The sequence below is a fragment of the Salinicola lusitanus genome, assembly GCF_003206045.1.
Taxonomy (GTDB): Bacteria; Pseudomonadota; Gammaproteobacteria; order Pseudomonadales; family Halomonadaceae; genus Salinicola; species Salinicola lusitanus.
Genome location: NZ_PZJM01000009.1, coordinates 520,224 through 535,327, shown reverse-complemented (window position 1 = coordinate 535,327; position 15,104 = coordinate 520,224). Strand labels below are relative to the sequence as shown.

The following is a 15,104-nucleotide window of genomic DNA, read 5'->3' as shown; positions in this document are numbered from 1 at the left end:
ATCCAGCCGCCTGGGCCGATAGCCGCCCAAACCTGTATGACATCTCTGAAAGACGCTACACTGCGGGTAATGCACGAATGGAGATAAGAGGGGTTATGGAAGGGATCGATTTCTTCGCTGGTGGCGGATCGCGCCTTTACCGACAAGTGGGCGAACACCTGCTCGCTCGCTTGAATGCTGGCGAGTTTGCCAACAGCGGCCGGTTGCCTTCGGAAAAGAACCTGTGCGAGGCCTACGATGTCAGCCGTACCGTGATCCGCGAGGCGCTCATCATGCTCGAGGTCAAGGGCAAGGTGGAGATCCGCAAGGGCTCAGGCGTTCATGTGGTAGAGGGTGGCGATTCCAACGAGGATCTCGGCCACGACATAGGACCTTTCGAGCTGCTACAGGCGCGCCAGGTTCTCGAGGGCAGCATCGCCCGGCTCGCCGCCCGCACGGCGGGTCCACGCGATATCGCTCGCCTGGAGGCCGCCCTGGCGCTGGAAACCCAGGAGTTCGAGCAAGGGATCTACCAGGGCCAGGGGGATTTCGAGTTTCATCTAGGGGTCGCCGAGGCCACGCAGAACAGCCTGCTGATCGCCACGGTCCATCAGCTCTGGAAATATCGGGAAAAATCACCGATGTGGCAGAAGTTGCAGTCTCATATCGAGAACAAGCAACAACTCAACTACTGGGTGCCGGACCACCGACGGATCCTCGACGCACTCTCCCGGCGCGATCCGACACTGGCCGAAAGCAGCATGAGCGAGCATCTCGAGCACGTGCGGGAGATGCTTTTCGAACTCTCCGACATCGACCGACCCGACATGGATCGCCAGTTCTTCGCGCCACCGACTCGCTAAGGCACCACGACCCGAATCCCTATCTCCCGCTCGTCGAGGTTGTCGGCGCCACCGCGATCGACGACCAGAAACTCCCCCTCTTTCTCCAGTACCGAATGGATCGCGTGCCAGGTGCCGGCCCGGTAGTTGACCCCCTGGTGGCCGTCGGTGACGAAGGCGCGAATCGTGTTCGGATCGATATCGTCGCCCGGCGGCGCCACGACCACGATGAAGCGTTCTTCATGCAGCGGCATGAATGCCTGGCTGCCCAGCGGGTGGCGCTCGAGCAGCTCGATCTCCAGCGGCAGCGTCACCGGCTGGCTGACGAAGATGCTGATCAGCGGTGGCGATGGCGTATCGACGATCTCGATCTTGGCCAGCGCGTGGTGACGCCGGGTGCGCCCACCGTTGATCGGGAACGACTCGCTGCCGCGTGAGTCGATCACATCGCCGAACGGCGCGAAGGCCGCCGGGGTCAGCTTCCGAGCTTTCAATTCCAGCATCGCTTATGTCTCCTCTGTTCTCGTGTCGTCCACCAAGCGCAACCCATCGTATACAAAAAGTGTCGCACGAACTGCACTCGGGTGGTGCAGGACGGTCGCAGACCGTGCATTGAGTGTGCGTTTTCGACCGCTTCGGTCGCGATGCGGCTCCATCGTGGGTGCGGGCCAGCCCAGCGCTGCTCTCGAGTCGCCGAGCACCGATCTATCCGGACGGGCCTAAAGACTTGAGCATGGGGCAGTTTCCTCGAGGTCTTCCATGATCGCCTGGCGATGAGGCTCTCCGACTATTCTTCAATGGCGAACATGGCACGCATCTTGTATACAAAAAATGCGGATCACAATCACAACACGGCCCCGCGGAGGGCGTTCGCCATGCCTCAGCAACCGCATCACTCATCACACCAGTACAGTAACCGGCTGCATAATGCCGATCTTGCGCCGACGCAACAGAACTGGAACTGGTACAACATTCTCGCCTTCTGGCTTTCCGACGTGCACAGCGTCGGCGGCTACGTGGTCGCTGCCAGCCTGTTCGCGCTGGGGCTGGCCGGCTGGCAGGTACTGATCTCGCTGCTGGTGGGTATCTGCATCGTGCAGATCTTCGCCAACCTGATGGCGAGACCGAGCCAGAAGGCCGCGGTCCCCTTTCCGGTGATCTGCCGGCTCTCGTTCGGCGTATTCGGCGCCAATATCCCGGCGATGATTCGCGGCCTGATCGCCGTGGTGTGGTACGGCATCCAGACCTTTCTCGCCTCCAACGCGCTGACGATCGTGCTACTACGGCTCTTTCCCGGCATGGAGTCGCTGGCCGGCCCCAGTTTCCTGGGGCTCTCCTATCTTGGCTGGATCAGCTTCATGCTGCTGTGGTGCCTGCAAGCGATCGTCTTCTGGCACGGCATGGATTCGATCCGGCGCTTCATCGACTGGAGCGGCCCGGCGGTCTACGTGGTGATGTTCGTGCTGGCGGCGTGGCTGGTGTGGCAGGCGGGCTGGTCCAACATCAGCTTCACCCTCAGCGACATCCAGCTCTCCCCCGGCGAGCAGTTGTGGCAGATGGTGATCGCCGCGGCCATCGTGGCCGGCTACTTCGCCGGCCCGACGCTCAACTTTGGCGACTTCACCCGTTACGCCCGCAGCTTCGAGGACGTCAAGCGCGGCAACTTCTGGGGCCTGCCGGTCAACTTCCTGGTCTTCTCCGCCACCACGGTGATGATGGTCTCGGCGACCCTGCCGGTGTTCGGTGAGATGATCGACGACCCGATCCAGACCGTGGCGCGACTCGACAACACCTTCATCGCCCTGCTCGGTGCCGCGACCTTCGTCACCACCACCATCGGGATCAACATCGTCGCCAACTTCGTCGCTCCGGCGTTCGACTTCTCCAACATGGCGCCCAGCAAGATCAGCTTCCGGACCGGCGGCTTCATCGCTGCGGTGGGCTCGATCTTCCTCACCCCGTGGAACCTGTTCAGCAATCCGGAGATCATCCACTACACCGTGGACCTGCTGGCGGCGGCCATCGGCCCGCTCTACGGCATCCTGATCATGGACTACTACCGCATTCGCCGCGGGCGGATCGACGTCGATGCACTTTTCAGCGTCGACCCCAACGGCCCCTACTGGTACCGCAACGGCTTCAATCCGGCGGCGGTGAAGGCCGTCGTCGCCGCGTCGCTGATCGGCATCATGATCAACTTCCTGCCGCTGGGCGATCTCGGCCACTTCTCGGTGTTCATCGGCGGCGCGCTCGGCGCCACCTTCTACGCCATGGCCATGCGCCGCGCCACCGCAGCGGCAGCGGTCGCCTCCTGACCCCAGTGCCCCGGCGGCTGGCCGCCGGGGCACTGCCGGCTATCTCTCTTGACCCTCTCTGTCTCGGTCGTCGGTAGCTGACGCCCCGCTGCCTCATGCCTAGGCCTTGCGCCCTTCTTCCTTATCACGGTCGTGAACGCACGACTCCCCTCCGCCGCCTTGTGACAGGATCATCCGCCCCCGACTTCCCGCCCGCTTTCCTTATCCCCTCAAAGATTGTATAAAATCTACAATAACGAAATCAGCCGCGCGCCTCGATGCCCGTCGGCCGCCACTCCAGCCCGCCCAGACCACGCCCAGATCAGAGGGGAAACCCCCATGCAGCGTATCCATGTCATCGATTCCCACACCGGCGGCGAGCCGACCCGGCTGGTGATGTCGGGCTTCCCGGCGCTGACCGGCGACATGGCCGCCCAGCGCGATCTGCTGCGCGAGCACCACGATCGATGGCGCCGGGCCTGTCTGCTCGAGCCGAGGGGCAACGACGTGCTGGTGGGGGCGCTCTACTGCGAGCCGGTCTCGCCGGAGGCCAGCTGCGGGGTGATCTTCTTCAACAACACGGGCTACCTGGGCATGTGCGGCCACGGCACCATCGGGCTGGTGGCGTCGCTGCACCATCTCGGCAAGCTGAGCCCGGGCACCCATCGCATCGACACCCCGGTGGGGCAGGTCAGCGCCATCCTCCACGACGACGGTGCGGTCACCGTGGGCAACGTGCCCGCCTACCGCTATCGCCAGCGCGTGCCGGTCGAGGTGCCGGGTTATGGCGTGGTACATGGCGACATCGCCTGGGGCGGCAACTGGTTCTTCCTGGTGGGTGAGCACGACCAGGCGCTGACGCTGGCCAACGAGGAGGCGCTGACGGCCTTTACCTGGGCGATCCGCCAGGCGCTGGACGCGCAGGCCATCACCGGCGAGAACGGTGGCCACATCGACCATATCGAGCTGTTCGCCGCGGACACCCACGGCAACCCGCCGGCCGACAGCCGCAACTTCGTGCTCTGCCCCGGCAAGGCCTACGACCGCTCCCCCTGCGGCACCGGGACCAGCGCCAAGCTGGCCTGCCTGGCGGCGGACGGCAAGCTGGCCCCCGGCGAGACCTGGGTCCAGGCCAGCATCACCGGCAGCCGCTTCGAGGGGCGCTACGCATGGCAGGGCGATCGCATCCTGCCCTTCATCACCGGCAGCGCCTACGTCACCGCCGATGCCACCCTGCTGATCGATGACAATGATCCGTTCGCCTGGGGCATCACCGCGTCCTAGCCGCTCACGCATCACTCCCGACCACGCATCACTTCCGAAAACGCATGACTTCCGAAAACAGTGCCAGAGGACAACCATGAACGACTCCATCTTCACCGGCTGCATTCCCGCGCTGATGACCCCGTGCACCGCAGAGCGCACGCCCGACTACGACGCCCTGGTCGCCAAGGGGCGTGAGCTGGTCGATCTCGGCATGCGCGCGGTGGTCTACTGCGGCTCCATGGGCGACTGGCCGCTGCTCAGCGAGGCCGAGCGTCAGGAGGGCGTGGCCCGGCTGGTCGCCGCCGGCGTGCCGGTCATCGTTGGCACCGGCGCGGTCAATTCGAAGGAGGCGGTCTCCCACGCCGCCCATGCGGCCAAGGTCGGCGCGCAAGGGTTGATGGTGATCCCCCGGGTGCTCTCCCGCGGTACCGCCCCCGCGGCCCAGAAGGCGCACTTCTCGGCGATCCTGGCCGCCGCCCCCGAACTGCCGGCGGTGATCTACAACAGCCCCTATTACGGCTTCGCCACCCGCGCCGAGCTGTTCTTCGCGCTGCGTCGCGAACACCCCAACCTGATCGGTTTCAAGGAGTTCGGCGGTGCGGACGATCTGCGCTACGCCGCCGAGCACATCACCTCCCAGGACGACGACGTCAGCCTGATGGTCGGCGTCGACACCCAGGTGTTCCATGGTTTCGTCAACTGCCATGCCACCGGCGCCATCACCGGGGTCGGCAACGCCCTGCCGAAAGAGGTGCTGCAACTGGTGGCGCTCTGCGAGAGGGCCGCCACCGGCGATCTCGAGGCTCGGCGCCAGGCCCAGGAGCTGGAATCGGCGCTGGCGGTGCTCTCCTCCTTCGACGAGGGCGTGGACCTGGTGCTCTACTACAAGCATCTGATGGTGCTCAATGGCGACAGCGAGTACCGCCTGCACTTCAATGAGAGCGACGCCTTGAGCGAGGCCCAACGCCGTTACGTCGAGACCCAGTACGCGCTGTTCCGTGAGTGGTACGCACAGTGGTCGGCCCAGCTCGGCAAGGCCAGGTAGCGCTCCCGGCCGAGTCGACGGCGAGGCGGACCGGCTTGCCGCCTCGCCTGCCGGAAGCCGGCGGACAGCCACCCGCGCTATCGACACGCGTGGTGGGTGACTTGCGGTTTGCATACAATATCCAAAATACCGCGAGAACGATGACCCCCATGGCAAATTTCAAGACCCGAGCCCAGCATGTCGCCGATGACCTGCGTGAGCGTATTCTCGGCGGTGAATTCAAGGGCGGCTCCCAGCTGCGTCAGGATGCCCTGGCCAAGGACTACGACGTCAGCCGCATTCCCGTCCGGGAGGCCCTGTTGACGCTCGAGTCCGAGGGCCTGGTGGAGTTCCACGCCCATCGCGGCGCCTTCACCACCGAGCTCTCCGTGGCCGCGATTCGCGAGCTGTTCGAGCTGCGCGTGCTGCTCGAGACCCATGTGCTGCGCTATGCGATCCCGAACCTGAAGGCGGCGGATCTCGAGCACGCCGCGAGCATCCTGCGCCAGTACGACGCCGCGCTCGACGCCGGCAGCCAGATCGACAACTGGAGCGACTACAACTTCGCGTTCCATCACGCGCTGTACGCCCCTTCCGGGCTACCCGAGACGCTGGCCATGATCGGTCAGCTGAACACCAAGTCGGGGCGCTATATCCGCATGCAACTGGTCTACACCCGCGAAATCGAGAAAGCCGAACGCGAACATCGCGAGCTGCTCGAGCTGGCGCGCCGCGGCGATGTCGACCCGGCCTGCCGCCTGCTGGAACGCCATATCAAGGACGCCGCGGAGGGCATCGCGGCGGTACTGGAGAAGAGCCTGCGCAGCGCCTGAGCCGTCGCGCACGCTCCGCTCCCCAACCCTGTCGCCTGGTCATGAGGTAGCCCATGCCGAACCCATCCCCTTCGGCTCTGACCGATGCCGATACCATCGTCGTCGGTGCCGGCCTCGTCGGCGTGACGAGCGCCCTGGCACTGGCGCGCCGGGGTCACCGCGTGCGGGTACTCGATCGCCAGGCGCCGGGGCGGGGCGCCTCCTACGGCAACGCGGGCCATCTGGCCACCGAGCAGGTCTTTCCGATCGCCGATGCGTCGATCCTGCGCGCCCTGCCCGGCATGCTCAGGGATCCCATGGGCCCCCTGCGGCTGGACTGGAAATATCTGCCCCGCGCGCTGCCGTGGCTGACCCGGCTGGTCCTGAACCTGCGCCCGGCGCCGTTCCGCGCAAGCGTGGCCGGCCTTCGTGCCCTCAACGAGCGCAGCCTGGCGGCGTGGCAACGCCTGCTGGCATCGGTCGACGGTGCCCACCTGCTCAGGGCGGATGGCTCGCTGCTGGTCTACGAGAAGCCGGAGTCGCACTCGAAGCTCGCAGCACTCGAGTCGCGCATGCGCGCCCAGCAGGTGCCGGTGGAGCGGTGGGAACGAGAGGCGATTCGGCGTGCGGCACCGCAGCTCTCGGACGCGCTGTTGGGCGGGCTGTTCTTTCCCGCCACGGGTCATGTGCTGGATCCATGGCGCGTCGTCAATACGCTGGTCGATGCGGCCAAACAAGAAGGGGTGCAGTTCGAGCAGGCCAGCGTGCAGTCGGCGCGATTGACCGACAGCGGCGTCGCCGTGACCACCGACGCCGGCGAACGCGAGGCCAGCCAGGTGCTGATCGCCTGTGGCGCCCACTCGGCCGCGTTGACGGCCCAGCTCACCGGCAAGCGCGTACCGCTGGACACCGAGCGCGGCTATCACCTGATGCTACCCCGCGAGCATGACCGCCTGCCCTTCGCGGTGACCTCGCTGGAGCGACGCTTCATCATGACGCCGATGGAAACCGGGCTGAGACTGGCCGGCACCGTGGAGTTCGCGGGGCTGGTCGCACCGCCCAACATGGAACGGGCCTGGCAGCTCCACCGACTGAGCCGGGGCCTGTTCAAGACCGACCTCGACACCGGGGACGCCACGCCCTGGATGGGCTTCCGCCCGTCGCTGCCGGACTCGCTGCCGATCATCGACCGTCTCGAGCATGGCCGCGTGCTGCTCGCCTTCGGGCATCATCACCTGGGGCTGACCCAGGCGGCGATCACCGCCGAACTGATCGCCGACCTGGCCGGCCCGGCCGAGGGCCACCCATCGACCGAGCCACCTGACCTGCCGCCGCGGGCGCCCTATCGGCTCTCCCGCTTCGACTGAAGCTGGCCGCTCCCCTCAGGAGAGGCCGAGCTTCATGTGCCGGTTGACGTCCTTGTAGAGCAGATAGCGGAACGGCGTCGAACCGGCGGCGTAGCAGGACTGCGGGCAGAAGGCGCGCAGCCACATGTAGTCGCCGGCCTCGACCTCGACCCACTCCTGGTTGAGGTGGTAGACCGCGCGCCCCTCCAGCACGTAGAGGCCGTGCTCCATCACATGGGTCTCGTCGAACGGAATCACCCCACCCGGCTGGAAGGTGACGATGGTGACGTGCATGTCGTGGCGCAGGTCGGCGGGATCGACGAAGCGCGTGGTCGCCCAGCGGCCGTCGGTATCCGGCATCGGCGTCGGCGCGATCGTCTGCTCGTTGGTGACGAAGGCCGGCGGCACCTCGATCCCCTCGACGAACGCATACGCCTTGCGGATCCAGTGGAAGCGCACCGGCGCATCGCTCGCATTGCGCAGCTGCCAGTCGCACCCCGGCGGCAGATAGGCGTAGCCCCCCGGCACCATCTCGTGGTGCTCGTCATCGACGGTCAGACGCATCTCGCCCTCGACCACGAACAGCACGCCCTCGGCACCCTGGTCCGGCTCCGGCCGCTCGCTGCCGCCACCGGGCGAGACCTCCATGATGTACTGGGAGAAGGTCTCGGCGAAGCCGGAGAGCGGCCGCGACAGCACCCACAGCCGGGTCTTCTCCCAGTGCGGCAGGAAGCTCACGACGATATCGCTCATCACTCCCTTGGGGATCACCGCGTAGGCCTCGGTGAACACCGCACGGCCATGGATCAACTGGCTCTGCGGCGGCAAACCGCCATGGGGGGCGTAGTAACTGCGTTGCGGCATGCTCTCTCCTTCTCATCGTCAAATCGGCTATGGGACGCTTGCGCCAAGCGCTGCCCTAAGGGGCGAGTTCGTCCAGGGCCTCGTACAGCTCGGTCACTTCGCCGATCCTGGCTCGCCCCTCGGCCAGCCGACGATGCAGCATGGCATTGGCGAGCAGGCTGACGAGGCTCATGGCGCTGGCGTAACTGTCGAACGCCGAGATCGTCTCCAACGCACACTCCAGCCGCCAGGTGACCCGATCGGCATATTTGGCGGTGGTCGGGTCGCCGATCAGCAGCACGCGATGTTCGCGCTCTTGGAGTGCGCCGATCAGCGTCTCGAACAGCCTGGGCCGGCGACGAAAGCCGATCAGCACGATCAGCGTACCGGGTTCGAGCTGGACCAGCTCCTCGGCCAGCGACTGGTTGGGCGCGGGCAGCAGACGCACGTTACCACGGGCCTGGAGCAGCTGCTGGCGCAGATGCAGCGCCACCGGATAACTGTTGCGATAGCCCACCACGGCCACCGCGGGCGCCGCGTCGAGGGCATGCACGACCGCGTCGAACAGCACGGGCGTCAGCCCTTCCAGGCACTGGCGCAGATTCTCCTGCTCGCGTTCGGCGTGACGACGGAAGCGCTCGACGCCGTCACCCAGCGCATCGGAACCCGAGGCCAGCGGCACGCCATAATGGCGCAGTTGGCGCGCATGCGCCTTGACCGCCTTGAAGTCCTGGTAACCCAGGCGCTTGAACAGGCGGGTCACGGTCGCCTTGGAGACGCCACTGTAGCGCGCCAGATCGGCCGCGCTGTAGACCGCCAGATCCTCCAGGTGCGCCAGGATGAAGCCCGCCACCCGGCGCTCCTGCGGGCCCAGCTCGGCAAAATGCTGCTGCAGCCGGCGGCCGATATGCGCCTGCGTATTCGCTCCCGACATGAAAGGCTCCCACATGGACTACAGCACGGAGGCGATGAACTGACTCAGCTCCGGTGTCCTGGGCTGGCTGAATAGCGTCTGCGGGTCGCCGGATTCATGGATCCGGCCCTGATGCATGAAGACCACGCGGTCACTGACGTCGCGCGCGAACTTCATCTCATGGGTGACCAGGATCAGCGTCATCCCTTCACTCGCCAAGTCTTCGAGCACGCGCAGCACTTCGCCCACCAGTTCGGGGTCGAGCGCCGAGGTCACCTCGTCGCACAGCAGCACCTTGGGATTCATCGCCAGTGCCCGGGCAATCGCCACGCGCTGCTGCTGGCCGCCGGAGAGCTGGGCTGGATAGGCGTCGACCTTCTCGGACATCCCCACCTTGGCGAGCACCGACTCGGCGATCCGGCGCGCCTCGTCCCGGGGCGTCTGCTTGACCACCACCGGTGCCAGCATCACGTTCTCGACCACCGTCTTGTGCGGGAACAGGTTGAAGCTCTGGAACACCATGCCGACGTTCCGGCTCAGCTCCCCCGGCGACATCGCGGTGCCGTCGAGACGCTGATCGGCCAGCACGATCGTCCCCCAGTCGTGACGTTCGAGCTGGTTGAGGCAGCGCAGCAGGGTACTCTTGCCCGAGCCGCTGCGGCCGATGATCGACACCACCTCGCCGGCCTCGATCTCCAGATCGATGCCCTTGAGCACCTCCAGCTCGCCGAAGGATTTATGCAGATCTTTAACGGATACCAGCGCCATAGAGCTTTTTCTCCAGGTGACGGGCGTAGCGGGACAGCGGATAGCAGAGGATGAAATATCCGAGCGCCACCAGCGCGAAGATGGTGAAGGGCGCAAAGGCCGCGTTGTTGAGCATGGTGCCGGCCTTGGTCAGCTCGACGAAGCCGATCACCGACGCCAGCGCGGTGCCCTTGATGACCTGTACCGAGAAGCCGACGGTGGGCGGTACCGCCAGGCGCAGCGCCTGCGGCAGGATGACGTGGCGCATCGACTGCAGATAGTTCAGCCCGAGTACCCGGGAGGCCTGCCACTGGCCGCTGGGTACCGCCTCGACGCAGCCGCGCCAGATGTCGCACAGGAAGGCGCTGGTGAACAGCGTCAGCGCCACGCTGGCCGCGGTCCAGGCGGAGACGTCGAACCCCAGCGCCGCGGCGCCGAAATAGGCCAGGAACAGCTGCATCAGCAGCGGCGTGCCCTGGAACAGATCGACGTAGAGCCGGATCAGCCAGCGAATCGGCTTCAGGCCGCCCATCCGCAGCAGGGTCAACACCAGCCCGACAAGCGCCCCGCCGGCGAAGGCGATCAGCGACAGTACCACCGTCCAGCGCCCTGCCAGCAGCAGGTTGCGGACGATGTCCCACAGCGTGAAATCGGTCATGCCGAACCTCCCTGGCGAAACGCGAACAGGCGGCGCCCGACGAACTCGAACGCCAGCCGCAGCCCCACCGCCAGCAGCAGGTAAATCAGCGTCACCACCAGATAGACTTCGAAGCCGCGGAAGTTGCGGGACTGGATGAAGTTGGCGGCGTAGGTGAGATCGAAGACCGAGATCTGTGACACCACCGCGGAGCCCAGCATCACGATGATGCACTGGCTGATCAGCGACGGATAAACCCGCGAGAACGCCGGCACCAGGACCACGTGTCGGAAGCTCTGCAGACGCGACAGCCCCAGCGCGCGGGCCGCTTCATGCTGGCCTCTCTGGGTCGAGTCGATCCCGGCGCGCAGGATCTCGGCGGTATAGGCGCCCAGGTTCAAGATCATCGCCAGCAGCGCCGCGACCGTCGCGCTGATCGGGATGCCCAGCGCCGGCAGGCCGAAGAACAGAAAGAACAGCTGCACGATGAACGGGGTGTTGCGGATGACCTCGACATAGCCGCCCAGCAGGCGGCTGACGAGGGTCGGTCGCCCTTTGGAAGCCCCGTCCCGCAGGTAGGCGACGACGATCGCCAGGGCGATGCCGGCCATCGTCGTCACGGCAGTCAGCCACAGCGTCGTCATCAAGCCGTGCAGGATCTGATCCGTGTAGGGCAGCAGCGTGGAGAAATCCAGCGTCATGACCGCTTACCCCCTCAGGAGGAGAGATCGTCGGGCAGCGCGGTGTGGAACCACTTCTGCGACATCGATTCCAGCGTGCCATCCTGCTTGGCCTGCTCGATCAGCGCATTGACGCGCGTTTTCAGCGCCTCGTTGTCCTTGGCCAGGCCGATATAGCAGGGCGAATTCTTGATCCGGAACACCATGGTCGGCGCCCGCTCGGCGTTGCGCTCGGCGATCTGTGCCGCGACCACGTTGCCGGTGGCGATGTAGTCGACCTGGCCGGAGAGAAACGCGGAGATCGTGGTGGCGTTGTCCTCGAAGCGCTGGACGGTGGTATCGCTCGGTGCCAGATCGGAGAGCTCCATATCCTCGACCGAGCCGCGGGTCACCCCGATGGTCTTGCCGGCGAGCCCTGCGGCATCGTCGACCGGTGCGGCATCGGGCGTGCCGAACACGCCGAGGAAGAACGGCGCATAGGCCTCGGTGAAGTCGATCACCGCGGCGCGCTCGGGGTTCTTGCCCAGGCTCGAGATCACCAGATCGACCTTGTCGGTCTGCAGGAACGGGATGCGATTGGCACTGGTGACGGTCACCAGCTTCAGATCGACATCCATCTGGTCGGCCAGATAGTGCGCCATATCGATGTCGTAGCCCTGCGGTTGCAGGTCGGTGCCCACCGAGCCGAACGGCGGAAAGTCCTGCGGTACCGCGACCCGCAGCGTGCCACGCTGCTCGATGGTCTCCAGGTCGCTGGCCTGGGCCGAGAGCGCGGCGAGGCCGGCGACGACGGTGCAGCAGAGTGCCAGTACCAGCTGGCGCGAGAATCGATTCTTGACGCAGGCGAACATGCCATACCTCCTGAGGAGCGCTTGAGCGTTGTTATGCGGATCGCGTGATGCCGGTGAAGAAACGATTGGCGACTTCTTCATCGGATAAGAAACGTTTGTTTCACAACACTCCATAGCAAGCTCGGCGCCAGAACCGGTACCACTGCCGTCGATTCAGGGAGTTAGCCACCACTCGAGGCCCAGATGCATCGCTTCGCCCCCCCGGGCAGCGTGGAAATTGACCGAATCAGGGGCACGAACTCACCCCCACGCACCAGGAAGATGCGTGGGGGAGACCGGGTTCGATCCGCGGGACTCGAACCTGGCGTGATCGATCCGCTACGCGGCCGGGTGGTGGCTGGCCCAGTGGCGGGCGATATCCACACGTCGGGTTATCCACACCCGGTCGTGGGCCTCGAGGTGATCGAGGAAGCGCTGCAGCGCACGGAAGCGCCCGGGACGCCCGATCAGCCGGCAGTGCAGGCCGATCGAGAGCATCTTGGGCGTCTCTGCCCCCTCCGCGTAGAGCACGTCGAAGGCATCGCGCAGATACTGGAAGAACGGCTCGCCGTGATCGAAGCCGGTCGGCGAGGCGAAGCGCATGTCGTTGCTGTCCAGGGTGTAGGGCACGATCAAGTGGCGCCGGCTGCGCCCCTGGCTGTCGTCGACATCGCACCAGAACGGCAGATCGTCGCCGTAGTAGTCACTGTCGTAGAGGAAGCCCCCCTCGTCGACCAGCAGCCGCCGGGTATTGGGGCTGTCGCGGCCGGTGTACCAGCCCAGTGGGCGCTCGCCGTAGAGCGAATCGAAGATCGACAGCGCGCGCTGCAGGTGCGCCCGCTCCACCGCCTCCGGCACGTTCTGGTAGTGGATCCAACGATAGCCGTGGCAGGCCACCTCGTGGCCCAGCTCGCGAAACGCCTGGGCGGCTTCCGGGTTGCGCTCCAGCGCCATCGCCACCCCGAACACCGTCAGCGGCAGGCCGCGCCGCTCGAACTCGCCCAGCACCCGCCACACCCCGGCGCGGGAGCCGTACTCGTAGATCGACTCCATGCTCAGGTGGCGCGCCGGATAGGCCTCGGCCCCGGCGATCTCGGAGAGGAACTGCTCGGAATGGGCGTCGCCGTGCAGCACGCAGTTCTCGCCGCCCTCCTCGTAGTTGAGCACGAACTGCACCGCCACGCGGGCCTGGCCGGGCCAGTTGGCCTGGGGTGGATTGCGGCCGTAGCCGATCAGATCGCGGGGGTAGTCCGGGGAGATCATGCGCAGCGCCCTTTTTGTCGAGATGCCGGTTTTGGACTGGTCTTCATCGATATTGTATTCAAAGTCGGTTATTTTTGTGGACAAAATAACCGTATCGCGATTCGCTCGAATCGCCAAGGTGCCATGCCATGCAGATCCACGTCATCAACCCCAACACGACCGCCAGCATGACCGACAAGATCGGTGCCTGCGCCAACCGTGTGGCCGCGGAGAGCACGCGGATCCACGTCAGTCAGCCGGAGAGCGGCCCGGTCTCGATCGAGAGCCACTTCGACGAGGCGATCAGCGCCGTCGGCGTGCTGGAGGAGATTCGCCGCGGCGAAACCCTGGCAATGGATGCCTACGTCATCGCCTGTTTCGGTGATCCGGGGCTGCTCGCGGCGCGCGAACTGACCCGGGCGCCGGTGATCGGTATCGCCGAGGCCGGTTTCCATCTGGCCACGCTGATCAGCACCCGTTTCTCGGTAGTGACCACGCTTTCGCGCACCGCGATCATCGCCGAACACCTGCTCGACCAGTATGGATTCCGCCATCACTGCCGCCGGGTACGCGCCACCGACCTGCCGGTGCTGGAGCTGGAGAACCCGGCGGGCAATGCCTATCAGGCGCTACTGGAAGAGTGCCAACGAGCCAGGGACGAGGATGGCATCGGCGCCATCGTGCTTGGCTGCGGTGGCATGGCGGATCTCACCGAGCGCCTCACCCATGACCTGCAGCTGCCGGTGATCGAAGGCGTCAGCGCGGCGATCAAGCTGGCGGAGTCGCTGGTCTCGCTGGGGCTGGGGACCAGCAAGCACGGCGATCTCGCCTTTCCCCGGCCCAAGCCATTCGCGGGGCGCTTCGCCGACTGGAGCCAGGAGCCGGATCGGCGCTGAGCCTCAGGCAAAGATCGCGTTCAGGTCCGGCGCTTCATCGGTGCTTTCCTCGATCGACAGCGACGCCTCGATCGCCTTGAGGTGGCGCTGCATGAAAGCGACCGCGCGCTCCTCCTTGCCGGTCTCCAGCAGCGTGACCAGCTCGTCGTGGTCGTGGGACTCGCAGCCCAGGTGCCCGGAGGCGCCGTAGACGGCGAGGATCAGCGACGATCGCGAGCAGAGCCGGGCGACGAACTCCGCCAGCGGCGTGTTGCCGGAGAGTTCGGCCAGGCGCTGGTGGAACTGGGCGGAGAGCTGGATCGCCCGGCTCTGCTGGCCGGCGCGCAGGGCCTGACGCTCGTCGATGGCCAGTTGCCGGAGCGCCTTGGCGTCTGCCGCTTTCAGCCGCCGTGCGACCCATGGCATCAGCTGGCACTCCACCAGTTGGCGCGCGGCAAAGACATCCCGCGCCTCCTCGATGGTCGGCCGGCTGACGCTGGCGCCACGCCTCGGCGTCAGTGTGACCAGATGCTCCAGCGCGAGACGCTGCAGGATCTTGCGGATGCCGGTACGGCTGACCCCGAACACTTCTGCCAGCGCGTCCTCGCGCAACCGCGCCCCCGGCTTGAGCCGGTGCTCGACGATCGCCTCGCGAATCTGCTGATAGATCGTTTCATGGCGCTCGGCGCCATCGCCCGCCTTGCCCGCCCCGCGACCCCGCTTCGCCTCGGCAGGCGTGCTCGTACTGCTCGCTGCGTTCGCGCTCTTCGCCAT

General features: G+C 65.9%; 16 protein-coding genes. 7 read left to right on the top strand and 9 right to left on the bottom strand.

All coding sequences use genetic code 11. The features are described 5' to 3' along the window. Window positions 1-95 precede the first annotated feature (95 nt). Entirely contained in the window at window positions 96-842 is a 747-nt protein-coding gene (locus DOM45_RS15755; RefSeq protein ID WP_162302634.1) for an FCD domain-containing protein, read from the top strand. On the opposite strand, the gene DOM45_RS15750 is transcribed toward DOM45_RS15755, so the two are convergent. Continuing rightward, window positions 839-1,324, bottom strand: coding sequence for an ureidoglycolate lyase (locus DOM45_RS15750; RefSeq protein ID WP_110602005.1), 486 nt, complete (start codon window positions 1,322-1,324; stop codon window positions 839-841). The genes DOM45_RS15755 and DOM45_RS15750 overlap by 4 nt on opposite strands. A 372-nt stretch (window positions 1,325-1,696) precedes the next feature. Here DOM45_RS15750 and DOM45_RS15745 point away from each other — a divergent pair, with 372 nt between their 5' ends. The 5 genes from DOM45_RS15745 (at window position 1,697) to DOM45_RS15725 (ending at window position 7,584) form a co-directional block, all read left to right on the top strand. After that, the gene (locus tag DOM45_RS15745; protein ID WP_110602003.1) at window positions 1,697-3,136 is read left to right on the top strand and encodes an NCS1 family nucleobase:cation symporter-1; all 1,440 of its coding nucleotides are present in this window, start codon (window positions 1,697-1,699) and stop codon (window positions 3,134-3,136) included. Between the two features lie 318 nt (window positions 3,137-3,454). Then, the gene (locus DOM45_RS15740) at window positions 3,455-4,399 is read left to right on the top strand and encodes a 4-hydroxyproline epimerase (protein ID WP_110602002.1); all 945 of its coding nucleotides are present in this window, start codon (window positions 3,455-3,457) and stop codon (window positions 4,397-4,399) included. A 76-nt stretch (window positions 4,400-4,475) separates the two neighbouring features. After that, window positions 4,476-5,426: a dihydrodipicolinate synthase family protein gene (locus DOM45_RS15735; RefSeq protein WP_110602000.1), complete on the top strand. Its 951-nt coding sequence runs from the start codon at window positions 4,476-4,478 to the stop codon at window positions 5,424-5,426. A gap of 149 nt (window positions 5,427-5,575) precedes the next feature. Continuing rightward, window positions 5,576-6,238, top strand: a complete 663-nt coding sequence (locus DOM45_RS15730; protein ID WP_110601999.1) for a GntR family transcriptional regulator — start codon at window positions 5,576-5,578, stop codon at window positions 6,236-6,238. Between the two features lie 53 nt (window positions 6,239-6,291). Further along, on the top strand, window positions 6,292-7,584 hold the full coding sequence (locus DOM45_RS15725; protein WP_110601997.1) for an NAD(P)/FAD-dependent oxidoreductase: 1,293 nt from the start codon (window positions 6,292-6,294) through the stop codon (window positions 7,582-7,584). Window positions 7,585-7,599: 15 nt separating this feature from the next. On the opposite strand, the gene DOM45_RS15720 is transcribed toward DOM45_RS15725, so the two are convergent. The 7 genes from DOM45_RS15720 to puuE form a co-directional block, all read right to left on the bottom strand. Beyond that, window positions 7,600-8,427, bottom strand: a complete 828-nt coding sequence (locus DOM45_RS15720) for a bifunctional allantoicase/(S)-ureidoglycine aminohydrolase (protein ID WP_110601995.1) — start codon at window positions 8,425-8,427, stop codon at window positions 7,600-7,602. A gap of 55 nt (window positions 8,428-8,482) precedes the next feature. Further along, a complete protein-coding gene (locus tag DOM45_RS15715) occupies window positions 8,483-9,340 on the bottom strand; it encodes a MurR/RpiR family transcriptional regulator (RefSeq protein WP_110601994.1) in 858 nt (285 codons plus the stop codon). Between the two features lie 18 nt (window positions 9,341-9,358). After that, on the bottom strand, window positions 9,359-10,087 hold the full coding sequence (locus DOM45_RS15710) for an amino acid ABC transporter ATP-binding protein (protein WP_110601992.1): 729 nt from the start codon (window positions 10,085-10,087) through the stop codon (window positions 9,359-9,361). Continuing rightward, entirely contained in the window at window positions 10,068-10,724 is a 657-nt protein-coding gene (locus DOM45_RS15705; RefSeq protein ID WP_110601991.1) for an amino acid ABC transporter permease, read from the bottom strand. The genes DOM45_RS15710 and DOM45_RS15705 overlap by 20 nt, the downstream gene beginning before the upstream one ends. Then, window positions 10,721-11,404, bottom strand: coding sequence for an amino acid ABC transporter permease (locus DOM45_RS15700; protein WP_110601989.1), 684 nt, complete (start codon window positions 11,402-11,404; stop codon window positions 10,721-10,723). The genes DOM45_RS15705 and DOM45_RS15700 overlap by 4 nt, the downstream gene beginning before the upstream one ends. 14 nt (window positions 11,405-11,418) lie before the next feature. Continuing rightward, a complete protein-coding gene (locus DOM45_RS15695; protein WP_110601987.1) occupies window positions 11,419-12,234 on the bottom strand; it encodes a transporter substrate-binding domain-containing protein in 816 nt (271 codons plus the stop codon). Between the two features lie 318 nt (window positions 12,235-12,552). Then, on the bottom strand, window positions 12,553-13,476 hold the full coding sequence (gene puuE / locus DOM45_RS15690) for an allantoinase PuuE (RefSeq protein WP_110601985.1): 924 nt from the start codon (window positions 13,474-13,476) through the stop codon (window positions 12,553-12,555). A gap of 128 nt (window positions 13,477-13,604) precedes the next feature. Between puuE and DOM45_RS15685 the strand changes: the two genes are divergently transcribed. Beyond that, window positions 13,605-14,351: an aspartate/glutamate racemase family protein gene (locus DOM45_RS15685; protein ID WP_110601983.1), complete on the top strand. Its 747-nt coding sequence runs from the start codon at window positions 13,605-13,607 to the stop codon at window positions 14,349-14,351. Between the two features lie 3 nt (window positions 14,352-14,354). On the opposite strand, the gene DOM45_RS15680 is transcribed toward DOM45_RS15685, so the two are convergent. Next, entirely contained in the window at window positions 14,355-15,104 is a 750-nt protein-coding gene (locus DOM45_RS15680) for a GntR family transcriptional regulator (protein WP_110601981.1), read from the bottom strand.

Coding starts and splice junctions, on each gene's coding strand:
- DOM45_RS15755 (WP_162302634.1), top strand. CDS start 96: ATGGAAGGGATCGATTTCTTCGCTGGTGGCGGATCGCGCCTTTACCGA.
- DOM45_RS15750 (WP_110602005.1), bottom strand. CDS start 1,324: ATGCTGGAATTGAAAGCTCGGAAGCTGACCCCGGCGGCCTTCGCGCCG.
- DOM45_RS15745 (WP_110602003.1), top strand. CDS start 1,697: ATGCCTCAGCAACCGCATCACTCATCACACCAGTACAGTAACCGGCTG.
- DOM45_RS15740 (WP_110602002.1), top strand. CDS start 3,455: ATGCAGCGTATCCATGTCATCGATTCCCACACCGGCGGCGAGCCGACC.
- DOM45_RS15735 (WP_110602000.1), top strand. CDS start 4,476: ATGAACGACTCCATCTTCACCGGCTGCATTCCCGCGCTGATGACCCCG.
- DOM45_RS15730 (WP_110601999.1), top strand. CDS start 5,576: ATGGCAAATTTCAAGACCCGAGCCCAGCATGTCGCCGATGACCTGCGT.
- DOM45_RS15725 (WP_110601997.1), top strand. CDS start 6,292: ATGCCGAACCCATCCCCTTCGGCTCTGACCGATGCCGATACCATCGTC.
- DOM45_RS15720 (WP_110601995.1), bottom strand. CDS start 8,427: ATGCCGCAACGCAGTTACTACGCCCCCCATGGCGGTTTGCCGCCGCAG.
- DOM45_RS15715 (WP_110601994.1), bottom strand. CDS start 9,340: ATGTCGGGAGCGAATACGCAGGCGCATATCGGCCGCCGGCTGCAGCAG.
- DOM45_RS15710 (WP_110601992.1), bottom strand. CDS start 10,087: ATGGCGCTGGTATCCGTTAAAGATCTGCATAAATCCTTCGGCGAGCTG.
- DOM45_RS15705 (WP_110601991.1), bottom strand. CDS start 10,724: ATGACCGATTTCACGCTGTGGGACATCGTCCGCAACCTGCTGCTGGCA.
- DOM45_RS15700 (WP_110601989.1), bottom strand. CDS start 11,404: ATGACGCTGGATTTCTCCACGCTGCTGCCCTACACGGATCAGATCCTG.
- DOM45_RS15695 (WP_110601987.1), bottom strand. CDS start 12,234: ATGTTCGCCTGCGTCAAGAATCGATTCTCGCGCCAGCTGGTACTGGCA.
- puuE (WP_110601985.1), bottom strand. CDS start 13,476: ATGATCTCCCCGGACTACCCCCGCGATCTGATCGGCTACGGCCGCAAT.
- DOM45_RS15685 (WP_110601983.1), top strand. CDS start 13,605: ATGCAGATCCACGTCATCAACCCCAACACGACCGCCAGCATGACCGAC.
- DOM45_RS15680 (WP_110601981.1), bottom strand. CDS start 15,104: ATGGCGAAGAGCGCGAACGCAGCGAGCAGTACGAGCACGCCTGCCGAG.